The following is a 584-nucleotide window of genomic DNA, read 5'->3' on the forward strand; positions in this document are numbered from 1 at the left end:
CACGAGCAATCGTTTCAGCAAATGGATACAGATTAACCACGACCAAATCGATACGATCAATGCTATGTGAATTCATTACTGTATCGTCTGTACCACGGCGACCTAAGATACCGCCATGAATTTTTGGATGTAGTGTTTTGACACGGCCATCCATCATTTCAGGAAAACCAGTATAATCTGATACTTCAGTTACCGCCACATCATGCTCTTTGAGCAACCGATAAGTACCACCAGTGGATAATAAGTCAAATCCTGACTGAATAAGCCCTTGAGCAAATTCTATGATATTAGATTTATCAGAGACTGAGAGTAGAGCAAACGGTTTGGTAGCCATAAAAACGATTCCATAGAAAAAGCCCGACAAAACGTCCGGCAAGATAGTAGTAGCAATCACAGATACAATTACATTTAATCTATAAATTGCCTTATACAATAATGATAAAGCGTGATATTAACAGCATGAAGTGAAACTTTAAGGTTATAGCAGCGTATCTGCAGTCAGCTATGTATCGCCTAACCTTAAAAACAACACCCTAACAATCACGATGTCTATAATAAAACATCTGACTCATTTACACAAAACT

1 pseudogene is annotated in these 584 nt (G+C 38.0%); it reads right to left on the reverse strand.

What is annotated here, in order from left to right:
• Window positions 1–334: pseudogene (purH, locus tag ACS8FD_RS22930) on the reverse strand (bifunctional phosphoribosylaminoimidazolecarboxamide formyltransferase/IMP cyclohydrolase); the annotation flags it as partial.
• Window positions 335–584: the final 250 nt, after the last annotated feature.

It is taken from the genome of Psychrobacter sp. 1U2 (assembly GCF_051847575.1).